Source organism: Streptomyces sp. NPDC002088 (genome assembly GCF_040296605.1).
GTDB lineage: Bacteria > Actinomycetota > Actinomycetes > Streptomycetales > Streptomycetaceae > Streptomyces.
In genome coordinates this window covers 126,271-138,302 of record NZ_JBEOXO010000027.1, presented here as the reverse complement: position 1 = coordinate 138,302, position 12,032 = coordinate 126,271, and the positions used below count along the sequence as shown (strand labels likewise).

The 12,032-nt window shown below is 70.0% G+C and carries 9 protein-coding genes; 4 read left to right on the top strand and 5 right to left on the bottom strand.

Annotated features, from left to right (window positions below):
- Positions 1 to 415 precede the first annotated feature (415 nt).
- Positions 416 to 865, top strand: coding sequence for a PTS sugar transporter subunit IIA (locus ABT114_RS40205; protein WP_351149213.1), 450 nt, complete (start codon positions 416 to 418; stop codon positions 863 to 865).
- Between the two features lie 79 nt (positions 866 to 944).
- A complete protein-coding gene (gene ptsP, locus ABT114_RS40200) occupies positions 945 to 2,615 on the top strand; it encodes a phosphoenolpyruvate--protein phosphotransferase (RefSeq protein WP_351149210.1) in 1,671 nt (556 codons plus the stop codon).
- Between the two features lie 75 nt (positions 2,616 to 2,690).
- On the opposite strand, the gene ABT114_RS40195 is transcribed toward ptsP, so the two are convergent.
- Both ABT114_RS40195 and ABT114_RS40190 read right to left on the bottom strand, forming a co-directional pair.
- Positions 2,691 to 3,584 carry a DUF8829 domain-containing protein gene (locus ABT114_RS40195; protein ID WP_351149207.1) on the bottom strand — a complete coding sequence of 298 codons (894 nt, stop codon included), beginning with the start codon at positions 3,582 to 3,584 and terminating at the stop codon, positions 2,691 to 2,693.
- A 22-nt stretch (positions 3,585 to 3,606) separates the two neighbouring features.
- Positions 3,607 to 4,839 carry an MFS transporter gene (locus tag ABT114_RS40190; RefSeq protein WP_351149205.1) on the bottom strand — a complete coding sequence of 411 codons (1,233 nt, stop codon included), beginning with the start codon at positions 4,837 to 4,839 and terminating at the stop codon, positions 3,607 to 3,609.
- Here ABT114_RS40190 and ABT114_RS40185 point away from each other — a divergent pair.
- On the top strand, positions 4,748 to 5,800 hold the full coding sequence (locus tag ABT114_RS40185; protein ID WP_351149202.1) for a GntR family transcriptional regulator: 1,053 nt from the start codon (positions 4,748 to 4,750) through the stop codon (positions 5,798 to 5,800). The two genes, ABT114_RS40190 and ABT114_RS40185, sit on opposite strands and share 92 nt — an antisense overlap.
- Positions 5,801 to 6,007: 207 nt before the next feature.
- Here the strand turns inward: ABT114_RS40185 and ABT114_RS40180 are convergent, their stop codons facing one another.
- Positions 6,008 to 7,975, bottom strand: a complete 1,968-nt coding sequence (locus ABT114_RS40180) for an acetoacetate--CoA ligase (protein ID WP_351149199.1) — start codon at positions 7,973 to 7,975, stop codon at positions 6,008 to 6,010.
- Positions 7,976 to 8,189: 214 nt separating this feature from the next.
- Here ABT114_RS40180 and ABT114_RS40175 point away from each other — a divergent pair, with 214 nt between their 5' ends.
- The gene (locus ABT114_RS40175) at positions 8,190 to 10,568 is read left to right on the top strand and encodes a glycoside hydrolase family 31 protein (RefSeq protein WP_351149196.1); all 2,379 of its coding nucleotides are present in this window, start codon (positions 8,190 to 8,192) and stop codon (positions 10,566 to 10,568) included.
- On the opposite strand, the gene ABT114_RS40170 is transcribed toward ABT114_RS40175, so the two are convergent.
- Positions 10,559 to 11,095, bottom strand: coding sequence for an NUDIX domain-containing protein (locus ABT114_RS40170; RefSeq protein ID WP_351149193.1), 537 nt, complete (start codon positions 11,093 to 11,095; stop codon positions 10,559 to 10,561). The two genes, ABT114_RS40175 and ABT114_RS40170, sit on opposite strands and share 10 nt — an antisense overlap.
- Positions 11,096 to 11,142: 47 nt before the next feature.
- Positions 11,143 to 11,952, bottom strand: a complete 810-nt coding sequence (locus ABT114_RS40165) for a M15 family metallopeptidase (RefSeq protein ID WP_351149190.1) — start codon at positions 11,950 to 11,952, stop codon at positions 11,143 to 11,145.
- Between the last annotated feature and the right edge of the window lie 80 nt (positions 11,953 to 12,032).

Here is a 12,032-nt window from a genome sequence, read left to right as displayed (position 1 = left end):
TTTTTGGCACGCTGTTGAGTTCTCAAGGAACGGACGCTTCCTTTGTACTCACCCGAGAGACTCTCTCGCGGCTTTCCTCCGGGCGCTTCCCTTCGTTGTTCCCAACACTATCAGTGTTTTTCCCTCTCTCTGACCGCGATCCTGCAGGCATGCAGAAGGCGACCCCGAGATAGGATCTGACAAGTTGGGTTCTGCTGGGTAAGGGTGCCAAGTGGCGCCGCTCACCCTCAAGCAGGGGCACGACTGTACACGGGGCCGCAGAGAGGGTGCAAATCGATTCCGGCTATGGTCTAGACCACCAATCGGGAGCTCTCATGCGGAACCGATACTTCATCTGACATACCCTGCTGCTCAGTGCGCCGTCCGGGACAAGTAGTGACGGCCCATCTGCATCTCCACTCCTGGGAGGCTTCCCATGACCACCGTGACGTCCCCGATCGCAGGACGCGCCATCGGACTGGCAGCTGTGCCGGATCCGGTCTTCTCCGGGGCAATGGTCGGCCCTGGGACCGCCATCGACCCCGCACGTGAGCCTTCCGAGGCGGTCTCGCCCGTGGACGGAGTCGTCGTTTCTCTTCATCCGCACGCGTTCGTCGTCGTCGACGAGAGCGGTCATGGCGTCCTCACCCACCTCGGGATCGACACCGTGCAGCTCAATGGCGAGGGTTTCGAACTCCTCGTCAATAAGGGAGACACCGTGACGCGCGGACAGGCTGTGGTGCGCTGGAACCCGGCCGCGGTCGAAGCAGCCGGCAAGTCCCCGGTGTGCCCGATCGTGGCGCTCGAGGCCACGGCCGAATCCCTCTCCGACCTTCGCGACGACGGCGATGTGAAGGCCGGCGACACTCTCTTCGCCTGGAACTGACGGCATTGCCGTCCCGTTGACGGCGAACAGGACAACCACCGCGGCGGCGGGACCTGCCGCACTATCGGAGACGGGTGAGATGGAGACAACGCTGCGAGGCGTCGGCGTGAGCCATGGTGTGGCGATCGGCGAGGTTCGGCACATGGGAACGGCGGTGCTCGAACCGCCGGCCAAGCAGATTCCGGCGGAGGAGGCAGGGCGCGAGCAGGGCCGTGCCCGCAAGGCCGTGGAGGCTGTGGCAGCCGATCTGATTGCGCGCGGCAATCTGGCCGGGGGCGAAGCCCAGGCGGTGCTCGAGGCGCAGGCCATGATGGCCCAGGACCCCGAGCTGATGGCGGATGTCGATCGGCGCATCGCTGTGGGCAGCACCGCCGAGCGGGCGGTGTACGACGCCTTCGCGGCGTACCGCGAGCTGCTGGCGAATGCGGGCGAGTACCTGGCCGGTCGTGTGGCCGACCTCGACGACGTGCGGAATCGTATCGTCGCCCGGCTGCTCGGGGTGCCCATGCCAGGTGTCCCGGACAGCGACGAGCCGTACGTGCTTGTCGCCCGTGACCTCGCCCCGGCCGACACGGCTCTGCTGGACCCCACCCTGGTGCTCGGCTTCGTCACGGAGGAGGGTGGGCCGACCAGCCACAGCGCGATCCTGGCGCGGGCGCTGGGTGTTCCGGCCGTGGTGGCGCTGCCCGGCGCCGGTGAGCTTGCCGAGGGAACGCTGATCGCCGTCGACGGCAGCACCGGCGAGATCTTCGTGAACCCTAGCGACGAGAAGAAGACTCAGTTGCGAGCCGCGGCCGCCGAGCGCAAGGCCGCGCTGGCGGCTTCGACCGGGCCGGGCGCCACCGCCGACGGTCACAAGGTGCCGCTGCTGGCGAACGTCGGCGGTCCGTCGGACGTCCCGGCCGCTGTCGAGGCCGGGGCCGAGGGGGTCGGTCTGTTCCGGACCGAGTTCCTCTTCCTGGACGACAGCAAGAACGCTCCCTCCGAGAAGAAGCAGGTCGAGGCCTACCGGCAGGTTCTCGAAGCATTTCCCGAGGGCCGGGTCGTCGTCCGTGTGCTGGACGCGGGTGCGGACAAGCCACTGGACTTCCTGACTCCGGCCGACGAGCCGAACCCGGCGCTCGGTGTGCGGGGTCTGCGGGCGCTGCTGGACCACCCCGACGTGCTGCGTACCCAGCTGACCGCGCTGGCGAAGGCGGCCGAAGGGCTGCCGGTCTACCTCGAGGTGATGGCCCCGATGGTGGCGGACCGTGCCGACGCCAAGGCGTTCGCGGACGCGTGCCGCGAGGCCGGACTTCAGGCGAAGTTCGGCGCGATGGTGGAGATTCCCTCCGCTGCGCTGCGGGCCCGTTCGATTCTGCAGGAGGTCGAGTTCCTGTCGCTGGGTACGAACGACCTAGCGCAGTACACCTTCGCCGCCGACCGTCAGGTGGGCGCCGTGTCCCGTCTCCAGGACCCGTGGCAGCCCGCGCTGCTCGACCTGGTCGCGCTGTCCGCGGAGGCGGCGAAGGCCGAGGGCAAGAGCTGTGGCGTCTGCGGTGAGGCCGCGTCCGACCCGCTGCTCGCATGTGTACTGACCGGTCTGGGTGTCACCTCCCTTTCCATGGGTGCGGCGTCGATTCCTTATGTCCGCACGACTCTGGCCAAGTACACGCTGGCCCAGTGCGAGCGGGCCGCGGCGGCGGCGCGGGCTGCGGACGGTGCCGATGAAGCACGCGAGGCGGCTCGGGCGGTGCTGTCCGGCGAGTAGTCTCCGCGTCGGCCGCCGGGTGATCGGCTGTTCTTGAGGGGCGCTCCACCTCTGGGTGGGGCGCCCCTGCTCTGTTCAGTGGTGGTGGCCCGATCCCGGTGCCTCCCCTCCGATGTCGGGCGGCTCGCAGTAGTCGACGTCGGACTCCGGGGAAATGAGGTCTCCGTTCTCGACGTCGGTGCAGTAGGCGTCGAAGACCTCGCCGGCAGTGAGGGGCGCGAGGCCGTCGCCGCGCAGTCGCCACCCGTAGATCCGGTCGGAGCTGCCGGGTGCGCTGGTCCTCATGACGAGTCCGCCGGGGCTCTGGGTGGCGATGCCGAGGGCCAGGACGGTGGTGAACTCGAGCGCTTCGGCCTCGTCCAGTTGTGTGGCGCCGTCGATGTCGTCGTCGGCATGGAGTACCGAGACGAGCGTTTCCGGTGTGGCCGAGACGCTGCATACGAGGTGTCGGTTGCCGGGCGGGGCGGTCTCGAGGATGCGGGCCAGCAGGTGCGAGGCGTTGGTGTAGGCCGCGCGGCCAATGTCCTCGCCGCAGGATGCGCAGGCGCCGAGACGGGCGAGGAGTGTCGTCGCGTACTCCCAGGTGGCCTGCCGAACGGCTTCGTCGACGAGGGCGGGCACGAGGTCGCTGAGGGACTGGCCCTCGTAGGGGACGGTGGGGCCCGTGGTCGCGAGTTCGGCGGTGAAGCGAGTGCGGCTCGACGCGATGTCGGGGTCGAGGCCGCTGTCCGTGCAGTACTCGGCGTACTCCTGCGGGTCGAAGAGGGCGACCGTGGTGTGGTTGCCCTGGGCCGCGCGGGTCTTGAGGAGTGCTTCGACCTGCTTGAGGTAGGTCGTGTGGTCGTCGAAGGTGAAGCTGCGGTAGCGCCGCATGGCGCGGAAGTCATGCTCGTCGGTCAGCAGGCCGATGGTGCCGGCGATTTCGCGGCGCAGGACACGTCGCATGGTCTGGTCTTCGGTGTGCGCCATGTTTCCCCCAGTGCACGGTCGATCAATGCTCACTCACAGTAATCGACGGCACTGACAATGAGGGTCCAGTGAGGCGATCACGGACTACTCGGCGCTGAATCATGCAGGTCAGAGCGATGGCGGTGCCGAAGTAGGCCCAGCCGACCGGGCCGGCGGAGATGGCGGCGGTGACCGCGAGTGGTCCGCCGCTGCGCTGGGCGGACTGGGCCAGGCCATGGACGCCGAGGTAGGCGCCCTGTGCGGTGTCCGGGGCGAGGGCCACGGACAGCTCCCAGGAAACGGTGGCGTGGAGCATCTCGGCCAGGGTGAAGGCGCAGGCCGATGCGGTGAGGAAGAGCGTGGCCGAGACCGCTCCGCCGGCGGCAGAGAGGGCCATGGTGGCGCCACCCGGGGCGAAGGCCGCCGAGAGCGGGATCAGCAGTTTCCGTGCGGCAGCCGTGGTGGCTCCGAAGCGTGCGAGGGGGACCTGAAGGGCCACCACCATCACGTTGTTGAGGACGAGCAGCAGGGGTGCGAGGCCTTGCGGTACATCGCTCGCGTGCGCGATCCAAAGGGGCAGGTCGACTTTGAAGACGGCGTCGTCGCGGAAGAGGACGGTCTCGGTGGCGACGTAGGCGAGGTACGTGCGGTCGCGCCAGGGGTTCGTCGGCTTGGTTGGAGACGGGTCCTTCGAGGTGGCGACGGTTCTTCGGGTGGACGGGGGTTCTCCGCAGCGCACGGTGAGGAGTGCGGCAGCGACGAAGGAGAGGGCGTCGCCGGCGAGGAGCCACTGGTACGCGGCCGTGCTGCCTAGAGCGAGGGCGGCAGCGACGGCGAGGCCGCCGATCGCCCATCCGGCGTTGGCGAGGGTGCGGTGGACCGCCTGGTAGCGGACGCGGTCCGGCCCTGCGACACGGGTGGCGTAGAGCTTGGTGAGGACGCTCGCCGCGCGGTCCCCCAGACCGCCGAGCGAGGCGGAGACCAGCAACAGGACGTAGGGGTCCGTGACGAGCAGTGCGGAGGAAGCCAGCGCTCGTAGAAGTTGGACGGCTATGAGGACTCGGGTGAGCGGGAACCGGTCGGCGAGGCGGCCGCCGATGCGTGCGCCCGCGATGCCGATGGCTCCGGCGACGGCGGCGAGCGTGCCGATCCGGGCGACGGTTGCCGCGTCCGTCGAACAGGGCGTGGCCGAGGGCGTGTTGGGGCCGGGGGCCGCGCTGCCTCCGGTACGGCGGCTCGCGGACGAGCTCGGGGTGAGTCCGGGAACGGTCGCCACGGCCTACAAGGAGCTGCGGCAGCGGGGAATCGTCGTCACGCGCGGGCGCGGCGGAACGGTGGTGGCACCGGCTCCGGCGGTCGCGTCACGGCGGCCGCCCAGAGTCCCCTTGGGGTTGCGCGACTTGTCCGGCGGTCATCCGGATCCCCGGCTGCTCCCCACTCTGGTGCCTCCTTCCCAGCTGTCCCCCGGTACGCGGTCGCATCGTTCGACGCCCAGGCTGGAGCGACTGGAGGAGGCCGTGCGTGACTGGCTCCGGCCGGGCGGCGTGCCCGTGGATCATGTGACGTTCGCGCATGGGGCACTGGATCTGATCGGCCGGCTGCTGTCCGTCGAATTGCGGCCCGGCGACGCCGTCGCCATGGAGGACCCCGGATACCACCTTCTGCTGGATCTGGTCACGGCTCTGTGGCTGCGCAGCGTGCCGGTGGCCGTGGACGACGAGGGCATGCGCCCCGAGGCCCTGGGTCAGTCCCTGCGGGCGGGTGTCCGAACCGTGGTGTGCAGTCCACGGGCACAGAACCCGTATGGCGGCTGTTTCTCCGAGTCGCGCCGGGACGCGCTCGTCGACGTCCTTCGGGACGAGCCCGATGTGCTGGTAGTGGAGAACGACCATGCGTCCGCGGTGTCCGGTGCACCCCCCTGGACGCTCACCACCACTGGCCTGACGAGGTGGGTACAACTGCGGACGGTGAGCAAGTTCCTGGGCACCGATCTTCGGTGGGCAGCGGCGGCCTGTGATGCGACCACGCTGGCCCGGCACGACGGACGGATGCTGCTGACGTCGGGCTGGGTCAGCCACCTGCTCCAGGAGACGGTGTACGGGCTGATGGCCGACGCCGGTACGCGCGCGTTGGTGACGCGCGCGCAGCAGGCGTACGCGCTGCGCCGGAACACTCTGCTCCACGAACTCGGCGCACGGGGCGAGCGGCATGAACGTCTGGGTGCCCGTCGTGGATGAGTCGGCCGCGGTCAACGGGCTGCGGTCGTACGGCTGGTGGGTCGCGGCCGGGCGCGCTTCCGGTTGGCCTCGAAGCCGGGGGTACGGATCTCCGTCGCTGAACTCGAGCCGTCCGACGCGCGGCGGCTGGCCTCGGACTTCGCCCTCGTGCTCGGCGAGTCCGAGGCCACCTATGGAGGATGACCGGCTCCTCCTCCTGGAGGACTGTCAGGCGCGCTTGCGGGCGAGGTCCTCGTAGAAGTGGAGCAGGTCCAGGTTGTCGATGGAGCCGGGATTGACCGCCTTCTCCAGCGGAGTGCCCTGGAGGAGGCGCTTGACGGGGACCTCGATGCGTTTTCCGGTCAGGGTGTGCGGGATTCCGGGGACCTCGATGACCTCGTCGGGGACATGGCGTGGTGAGAGCTGTTCCCGGATGGTCTGCTTGATTCGGTCCAGGAGGGCGTCGTCAAGGACTGTTCCAGGGGCCAGGTGCACGAAGAGGGGCATCCAGTAGCCGCCGTCGGGCTGTTCGATGCCGATGACGAGGGATTCCTTGATCTCGGGGAGGCGTTCGACCGCTTCGTAGATGTCGGCCGAGCCCATCCGGACGCCCTGGCGGTTGAGGGTGGAGTCGGAGCGGCCGTGGATGACGACGGAGCCGCGGGAGGTGACCGTGATCCAGTCGCCGTGGCGCCACACGCCGGGAAACGTGTCGAAGTAGCTGTCGTGGTAGCGGCCGCCGTCGGGATCGTTCCAGAAGTAGATCGGCATCGACGGCATGGGGTTGGTGACCACAAGTTCGCCGACCTCGTCGACGACGGGCTCGCCGCTCGGGTCCCAGGACTGCAGATCGGTGCCCAGTCCGGGCGCCTGGAGTTCCCCCATGTACACGGGGAGGGTGGGTACGGCTCCGGCGAAGCATGAGCACACGTCCGTGCCGCCGCTGACGGAGGCGATCCAGAGGTCGTGGCGGACCTCGTCGTGCAGCCAGCGGAATCCGTCGGGCGGCAGTGGCGAGCCGGTGGTGGCGACGCACCGCACCCGGGAGAGGTCGAAGTCACGGGACGGATGGACGCCAGCCTTGCGGCATGCCATGACGTACGCGGCCGAGGTGCCGTAGAGGGTGGCTTCGGTGCGTTCGGCCACCCGCCACTGGGCGCCCGTGTCCGGGTAGCCGGGGCTGCCGTCGTAGAGGACGACCGTCGTGCCGGTCAGCAGGCCGGAGACGAGGAAGTTCCACATCATCCAGCCGGTCGAGGTGTACCAGAAGAAACGGTCCTCGGGGCCGAGGTCGCAGTGCAGGCCGAGCTGCTTGAGGTGCTCGACCAGGATGCCGCCCTGGGACTGGACGATGGCCTTGGGCAGGCCTGTCGTACCGGACGAGTACAGGACCCACAAGGGGTGGTCGAAGGGGACCTGCTCGAAGACAGGTTCCACGTCCTCTGCTGTCAGGGCCGACCACTCCAGCGCTCCTTCGGGCGCCTCGGTGCCGAGGAGAGGGATGTGGACGACGGCACGCAGGGTCGGCAGCTCGCGGCGCAGTTCGGCGACGGTCTCACGGCGGTCGTGCTGCTTGCCTCCGTAGCGGTAGCCGTCGACGGTGAACAGGACGACGGGTTCGACCTGCTGGAAGCGGTCGAGGACGCTGCGGGCGCCGAAGTCGGGAGCGCAGGACGTCCAGACGCCGCCCACGGCGGCCGTGGCCAGGAGCGCGACGACGGCCTGCGGGATGTTCGGGAGGTAGCCGCTGACGCGGTCTCCTGGGCGTACGCCGAGCGCGCGCAGCTCGGCGGCCAGGGAGCCGACCTGGCGGCGCAGCTCGGTCCAGGTCACTGGGCGTGGGTCATGGCTCTCGTCGACGTACAGGAGGGCCGGTTCGTCCGCGCGGGTGGCGGTCGCGCGCAGGGCGTGCTCGGCGTAGTTCAGCGTCGCTCCGGGGAACCACTGTGCGCCGGGCATGGAGCGGTCGTCCAGCACGCGCGCGTAGGGGGTCGAGAACCGTACGTCGAACCACTCCGCGACGGCCTTCCAGAAGGTGTCCAGCTCGTCGACGGACCAACGGTGCAGCGCCGCGTAGCCGCCCTCGGCGGGGGCTCCGTGCCGTTCGGCCACCCAGGCCTGGAACCTGGTGACCTGTGCCTGGGCGATGCGCTCCGGATCGGGCTGCCAGAGCGGCTGCGGGTTCAGGGTCGACATGGGGCGGCTCCCGGACTGTGCGCGTCGTGTGCGTCGGTCGCGCACAGGCTGGGGGTGTGCGCGTGACGCGGCTGACACGGACGATGCCATGTGATCGACTCCTACACCAGGGTGCGCCCCACATAGTCCATGCCGTGAAGATGTGGTCCCGGCACGGGTGAACGGAAGTTGAACGGCACGCCCGCGTGGGGCAGTCAATGGCAGGGTGAGCAGCATGGACGGTCGTGACCTGGTGTGTTCGGTGAAGGCGGGCGGCTCCGCGGGGGCGGCTCAGAGGCTGCGTACCGTCAGGGCCGCGTGGCGCAGGAGGCGTGCTGACGCCGCCGGTCTGCCGCCGCGGGGCGCCGAGCGCGCCCGGGTCCCCGGTCCCGTGCAGGACGTGGAGCCGGGGCCGGGGGGCGGCATAGTCCGGTTCAGCCGTTCCGAGCTGCGGATCCTCGTCGCTGTGAACGGGGCCGTCTTCTGGGGTTGGGACGGAGCGGGTCCCGAGCCGTCGTACGCGCTGGCGGGGCGCTGCCCGGAGCCCGATCCGCGTGCGGTGCTGGAGCCGGACAAGGACGGCGGCTGGCGGGTCGTGGCCGAGCGGGTGACGGTGGCCGTCTCGCGGCACGGCGCGGTCGAGGTGCGCACACCGGGAGGCGTGACCCTGCGCCGTGACCTGCCGCCCCGTTGGTGGGAGCCCGTCGGCGGTGGGCCGGCCCGTTGGAAGCAGCGGTCGGAGGTACCCGCGGACGCGCGGTTCTTCGGGCTGGGCGGGCGGGCGTCGGGTCCCCGCCTGCGGGACGGAGCGTACCGCCTGTGGAACACCGACCCCGGCCGTCCCTTCGCTCCCGGCGACGACCCGCTGTACCTCACCATGCCGGTGCAGGTGGTGGTGGCCGACGCGGCCACGCATCTGGTGTTTCACGACACCTCGTGGGACGGCACGGTGACCCTGCGGGAGGGCGAGGAGGGCGCCGGGTCCGGGCACGACCGGCCCGGCACGTGCGAACTGCGGATGGACGGCGGCCCGCTGCGCTGCTGGGTGATGGTGGGCACCCCCGCGCGCGTGCTGCTCGCCTGGGCCTCGCTCACCGGTGCGCCCGCGCTGCCGCCGGCGTGGGCACTCGGCCACCAACACGCGCGGTGGGGCTTCGGCAGCGAGCAGGAGGTACGGCGGATCGTCGCGGGCTACCAGGAGCGCGGTCTGCCGCTCGACGCCGTCCACCTCGACATCGACCACTACGACGAGCACCAGGTGTTCACCGTCGACCACGAGCGCTTTCCCAAGCTGCCGGTGTTCGCCGAGGAACTGCGCAGGCAGGGGATCCGCCTGGTGTCGATCGTCGACCCGGCGGTCAAGGCCGCGTCAGGGAACGCCGTGTACGACGGCGGGGCAGCCCTGGACGCCTTCGTGCGGGACGCCTCCGGGGAGCTCGTCCAAGGGGTCGCGTGGCCCGGGGAGGCGGTGTACCCGGACTTCACGCACGCACGCGTGCGCAAGTGGTGGGGTGGCCTGTACGCGGAGCGGCTGGCGCAGGGCTTCTCGGGGTTCTGGCACGACATGAACGAGCCGACGTCGTTCACCGCCTTCGGAGAGTCGACGCTGCCGCGTTCGGCCCGGCACTCCCTCGATGAGCGGGGCGGCGACCACCGCGAGGCGCACAACGTCTACGCGCTGTGCATGGCCAGGGCGGCGTACGAGGGCCTGCGCGAACTGGCTCCCCAGGAGCGTCCGTTCGTCTTCTCGCGCTCCGGGTGGGCGGGCCTGCAGCGGTACGGGGGCACGTGGTCCGGTGACGTGGCCACCGGCTGGCCCGGGCTGCGGGCGTCGCTGTCGCTGGTCATGGGGCTGGGGCTGTGCGGGGTGCCGCACTCGGGGCCGGACGTGGGCGGCTTCGACGGAACTCCGTCGCCCGAGCTGTATCTGCGCTGGTTCCAGCTGGCCTCGTATCTGCCGCTGTTCCGCACTCACGCGAGCCTGCGTGCGGGGCGCAGGGAGCCGTGGGAGTTCGGCCCCGACACACTGGAGCACGCGCGCGTGGCGCTGGTCGAGCGTCGGCGTCTGCTGCCGTACTTCATGACGCTGGCGCATCTGGCCAGGCGCACGGGGGCACCCTATGTGCGGCCGCTGTGGTGGGGTGCTCCCGAGGACCGCGCGCTGCGTGACTGCGGGGACGCGTTCTTGCTGGGTGACTGCCTACTGGTGGCGCCGGTGCTCGATCCGGGTGCGGACCGGCGTGCGGTGCAGCTGCCACGGGGGCTCTGGTACGACACGGCGACAGAGCAGGCCTATGAAGGGCCCGGCCAGGTGCTCGTCGACGCCCCCTTGTCGCGAATACCGGTGCTCGCGCGCGCGGGTTCCGTCATTCCCGTGCGCGGCGAGGACGGTTGCCTGGAACTGGAGGCGTGGGCGCCGGCCCGGGGACGCACGGGGGGCGGCCTGGTGGTCCAGGACGCGGGCGACGGCTGGGACGAGCCGGAGGTCGAGCGCTACACGGCCCGCTGGGAGGGTCGGCGGGTGATCGTCGAGCGGGAGGGTGAGGACGGCGTGCGCGAGCCGTCCCACCCGGTGCGTGTACGAGGACTCACTGCGCGCAGGGCTCAGACGTAGCGGCCCTCGAAGAACGCCCGCACGGCCAACGTGTGCAGGGGGAAGGCGAGCTCCTCCGGCCTGCGCAGGAGGTGCCACCCCTCCGTCTCGTTCGTGGCGGCCGACGTCGGAAGGCGGTCGGCCGGGCATTCCGGAAGGAGCCCGAACAGCAGAAGGTGGCCGTCGGGAGAGCTCATCGCGTCGACGAGCCGCACGTCGCGGCTCGCGGCGTCGATGCCGGTCTCCTCCTTGAGTTCGCGTACGACGGCGCGCCGCCAGTCCTCGCGGTCGTCGATGTAACCGCCTGGCAACGCGGTGCCCCCGCGCGCGGGGGCGATGGTGCGGGTGATGACGACCAGCGCGGTGCCCTTCGTGTCGTACACGGGCTGGAGCGCGACCGCCACGGGGAGCGGATTCCGGTAAGAAACGGTGCCGCAGGCCGGGCAGGTGCGGGGCCAGCCGGAGACGCCCTCTCCGTAGGGCGCTCCGCAGCTCGAACAGTGGGAACCGGGCGCGGAGTTGGGGGCGGAGTGTTGATTTTCGGACACGCGGCGGACTGTATCCGATCACGGAGAGGGCGTCTTCCCCGGGCGGCTCAGTGGTGCTTGGTGAGCGACTTGGCGGACACGGGGAAGTCGAAGTAGGTGTCCGGGTAGGGCTCGGGCTTGAACGTGTAGTGCCACCATTCCTCGGCGAGGTTCACGAAGCCGAGATTTTCCAGGGTGCTCTTGAGCAGCAGTCTGTTGGTGCGCTGCTCACCCTGGATGCGCGGGTCGAGGGTGTGGGCAAGGGTGTCGAAGCAGTCGAATCCGGTGCCCATGTCGACGGAGTTGTCGGGGAAGCGCTCGCCCTTGGGGGCGTAGCAGGGCATCAAGGTCTCTCCGGGGATGTACGGTCGGGTCGGCTTCGCCGGGAGCCTGACGATCGTGAGGTCCATGGTCGAGCCGCGGCTGTGGCCGGATTTCTCCGCGATGTAACCGTCCTCGAACAGCCGGGTCTTGTCGACGTTCGGGTAGAACTCGTCCTTCATGCGCTGGTCGTCGAGGTCCTCGGCCCAGCGGACGAAGTGGTCGACGGCGCGCTGCGGCCGGTAGCAGTCGTAGACCTTCAGGGTGTAGCCCTTGCGCAGCAGCTGCACCTGAGCCTTGTGGAGCGCTTCGGCGGCGGGTCGGGTGAGGATGCACAGGGGCTGCTGGTAGCCGTCGATGCGCTCGCCGACGAAGTTGTGCGGGGTGAAGTAGCGCATCTCCTGAACGATCGTCGGGTCGACGGTTCTCAGGGCCACGAAGTCGGCGGGTGCCCTGGGGTCGGTTCTGGCCTCTGCGGTGGCGGAGGCCGCGGTCACGGCCAGCAGGGCGGCGAGCGCGGCGACCAGACCGCGTACTGCACTGGAGAGTCGTGTCATGTCTCCTGCATCTATCAAGAGCGCGTTCCGCAGGGGAAGCGGTCGTATGCAGTCCTGCCCATTTTCCGTGACCCGTGGCA

Excerpts from the sequence above, each read along its gene's own strand:
- ABT114_RS40165 (WP_351149190.1), bottom strand. The coding sequence starts at position 11,952 with ATGACACGACTCTCCAGTGCAGTACGCGGTCTGGTCGCCGCGCTCGCC.
- ABT114_RS40175 (WP_351149196.1), top strand. The coding sequence starts at position 8,190 with ATGGACGGTCGTGACCTGGTGTGTTCGGTGAAGGCGGGCGGCTCCGCG.
- ABT114_RS40180 (WP_351149199.1), bottom strand. The coding sequence starts at position 7,975 with ATGTCGACCCTGAACCCGCAGCCGCTCTGGCAGCCCGATCCGGAGCGC.
- ptsP (WP_351149210.1), top strand. The coding sequence starts at position 945 with ATGGAGACAACGCTGCGAGGCGTCGGCGTGAGCCATGGTGTGGCGATC.
- ABT114_RS40195 (WP_351149207.1), bottom strand. The coding sequence starts at position 3,584 with ATGGCGCACACCGAAGACCAGACCATGCGACGTGTCCTGCGCCGCGAA.
- ABT114_RS40205 (WP_351149213.1), top strand. The coding sequence starts at position 416 with ATGACCACCGTGACGTCCCCGATCGCAGGACGCGCCATCGGACTGGCA.